The sequence below is a fragment of the Moorena sp. SIO4E2 genome (genome assembly GCF_010671945.1).
GTDB lineage: Bacteria > Cyanobacteriota > Cyanobacteriia > Cyanobacteriales > Coleofasciculaceae > Moorena > Moorena producens.
Map to the genome: position 1 here is coordinate 1 of NZ_JAAHIE010000774.1, position 2,902 is coordinate 2,902.

Consider the following 2,902-nt stretch of genomic DNA (forward strand, 5'->3'; position numbering starts at 1 on the left):
TTACTTTAATTGGGATTTTTTTCACCTTTTAAGCTTGTAGGGTGGGCAAAAACCGTTGGCTTCAAATGAGTATTAATGATTAGATGACTTTGCCCACCCTACTTTAATTGGGATTTTTTTTATGATAGCTGATAGCTAATAGCTGATATAGCACTACGCATTCAAATTAGGACATTGTCTTGATGCAGTCGCTCCTAAACTCTGAAACTTAGTCATAGCTTACTTCTGACTTCTAACTTCTGACTTCTGACGCTAAGCGTAGCGCTATAACTGAACCACTACTCCCTAGGGTCTACTCCTTACGGCCTATTTCCTAAGAGCTATAGCATTTTTAAGACTTATGAGTTATGCAAGAGTTTTTTCCTAATTGCTCCAAATAGATAAAAAAAGATCTAAACTACAAAAGAATCATCTGTGCTATTGAGTTGTCAAATTATAGATGACTACTTCTGAGCTAGAAACTGCCCTTAATTGCTATCAAGAAGCACTCTCTAACCTAAAAGAGTCTAAATCTCCTCAAGTAAAGGAAGTGCTAGAGATTTTCAATGCCAGGGATGCTGTGCAGGCGGCTTGGAGTCAGTGTAATCACGTATCTACAACGGATCAACAGCAACTGGTTGAGTTGGACGCTCTGCTGAAGAGCAAAGCAGAGCAGATTACCAAAGTCATCGACTTAGCTGAATACCGAAACAGTTTTCAGCCTCCCGCCGCTGCGTGGTGGTGGCGATTGGAAACAGAAGCACCACCTCATCCCTGGGACCGCTGGGATTGGTTGTGGAAAGGGCTGACGGTGGGCAGTTGGACGGTGAATCTGAGTTTGTTGGTGGATATTGTGCCCCGATTTCTGAGTGCTGGCACCGGAGTTGCGGGAGTGGCAGTGGTGGCGTTTCCGAGTATCTTAACCCTATTGCAAGCCAGAAGCGAACTGACCCAGGCCGGAAAACAAGGGTTTGAAAAATTACTGAACAGGCTGCGTATTCCCAAGCATTACCATGAAGAAGCCAAATTCGCTTCCACATTGTTGCTGTGTGCGGTTCTAGCCCTATTATTCTCTAACAAGCCAGCTTTTTCCGATTGGTACAATCGCCAGGGAGTCAAGAAATATAATCAGGGGCAATTGGCTGGTGCTGAAGCCGATTATCTTCAGGCTTTGGCTCTCGATCCAGATAATGTCAACGCTCACTATAATCTAGGGTCCCTCTACGAAGACCTGCAACAGTTCGATAAAGCCAAGAGTCAATATCAATTTGCTGTTAAGGGGAATTTGATTAAGGCCGAGAACAATTTGGCTCGCTTGTGGATATTGGAGAATAAACCAGAATTGGCTACACCTCTGCTGTGGAAAAGTTTACAGGAGACGGAAAATCAGCCCTTGAGGATCAGATACAACTTGATGAAAAATTTCGGTTGGGCATTGTTGCAACAGCAGCAACTAGACCAAGCAGAGTCCATTCTAACGGGAGCGATCGCTTTAGCCACTACACCAGAGGGATTGGAACAAATCACAACTCGCGGCTCAGCACACTGTTTGTTAGCTCAGGTCTATGAACAGCAAACGCGCAATAGCGAAGCCCTTGAACAATGGCAAACGTGTTCTGAGCTAGGTTCAATTGTTAATCCCGATCAACCGAAATGGTTAGTTTTAGCTTACAAAGCGTTAAAGAAGGCAGGTAAACTCTAATGCAATGGAAAAAATGGAAACTCTTGATTGGCTTGCTCCTGGGGCTGAGCTTGGTAGTCAGCTTAGCTAGACCAGCTCGTCCGATCGGAAATGGTTTAAATCTAGTTGTGGCCCTTCGTCCTCAAGGTCAGGTGAAAATGAAGCGTTCCACTTGGCAGGATTATCAGCCAGCCTTTATTGGTGCGCCATTGGCGGCTAAGGATCACCTCTTACTGGCCAGCAATACCTTTGCTAAAGTCCTGTGCCAGAACTTAATGCCGTGGGAACCCGAGGGTGGCAGAGACTATATCGTCTCTGAAGGCTGTCCTCCTACCTCAAAACCAAAGCTATCTCAATCCGACCAGGATACAGTGATTGAAAGAGCAGCCAATAATCCAGAGATTCCTTATATTCTTAGACCTCGGGATAGTTCTGTGCTTAATCAGCAACCGCTCTTGGGCTGGCATCAGGTTGAGGGCGCGAGCACTTACCAAGTGACAGTGATAGGTCCAGGGGTGAAGTGGACTCAGGAAACCAGTGCAACGGAGATAGTTTACTCAGGCAAGCAGTCCCTACAACCAGGTGCTCGTTATTGGCTGATTGTCAAGACTGACCAAGGCAAAAGTTCTAAAGATGAAGGGAGTTTCGGGTTTAGCATCCTCGGTCAGGAAAAAGCCCAGGAGGTAAGGGCAGCAGCAGAGCAAATTAAGCAAAAGCAGTTGAGTAAGCCAGCAGAAGCACTAGCCTTGGCTCATTTGTACCGCAGCAATGACTTAAACGCTGAAGCCATTAACCTGCTGGAAACAGCTTTGGCTGATGGACTTGAGTCGATCCGGGTTTATCAACTTCTGGGGGACATTTACCAACAGGTGGGATTAAATCGCCTAGCTAGGGAGGGTTACCGGCAAGCCCTAGAACTGGCTAAGGCAGCGGGAGATTTAGATACTCAAGCTCAAGTGCTTGGGGGACTGGCAGTGACCAGTGGGATTATCGGCCAGAAGAATGAAGCGATCGCGTGGCTAGAGAAAGGGAAACAGGTTTATCACACCTTGGGAGATCAGGTCAGGGCAGGTCAATTGGAACAACAAATGGTTAAGATTTTAGGGGGCTAATCGTTCATGAAGGCAAAAATCCTAATCAACCCAGGGCTGATGGCGGCTACCCTAGTCGGTGTGATCGGGATCAGAGCAGTTCCCGTGCCACCATGGGGACAGATGAGTATAGCCCAAGCTCAAGAAAGCA

Annotated in this window: 2 protein-coding genes; both read left to right on the top strand. The window is 46.5% G+C overall.

From position 1 onward, the window contains the following. Nucleotides 1–439 precede the first annotated feature (439 nt). Nucleotides 440–1,681 (top strand): tetratricopeptide repeat protein, encoded by a 1,242-nt coding sequence (locus F6K37_RS36990; protein WP_287255965.1) that lies wholly within the window; start codon nt 440–442, stop codon nt 1,679–1,681. Further along, on the top strand, nt 1,681–2,772 hold the full coding sequence (locus F6K37_RS36995; protein ID WP_287255966.1) for a tetratricopeptide repeat protein: 1,092 nt from the start codon (nt 1,681–1,683) through the stop codon (nt 2,770–2,772). The genes F6K37_RS36990 and F6K37_RS36995 overlap by 1 nt, the downstream gene beginning before the upstream one ends. Nucleotides 2,773–2,902 lie beyond the last annotated feature (130 nt).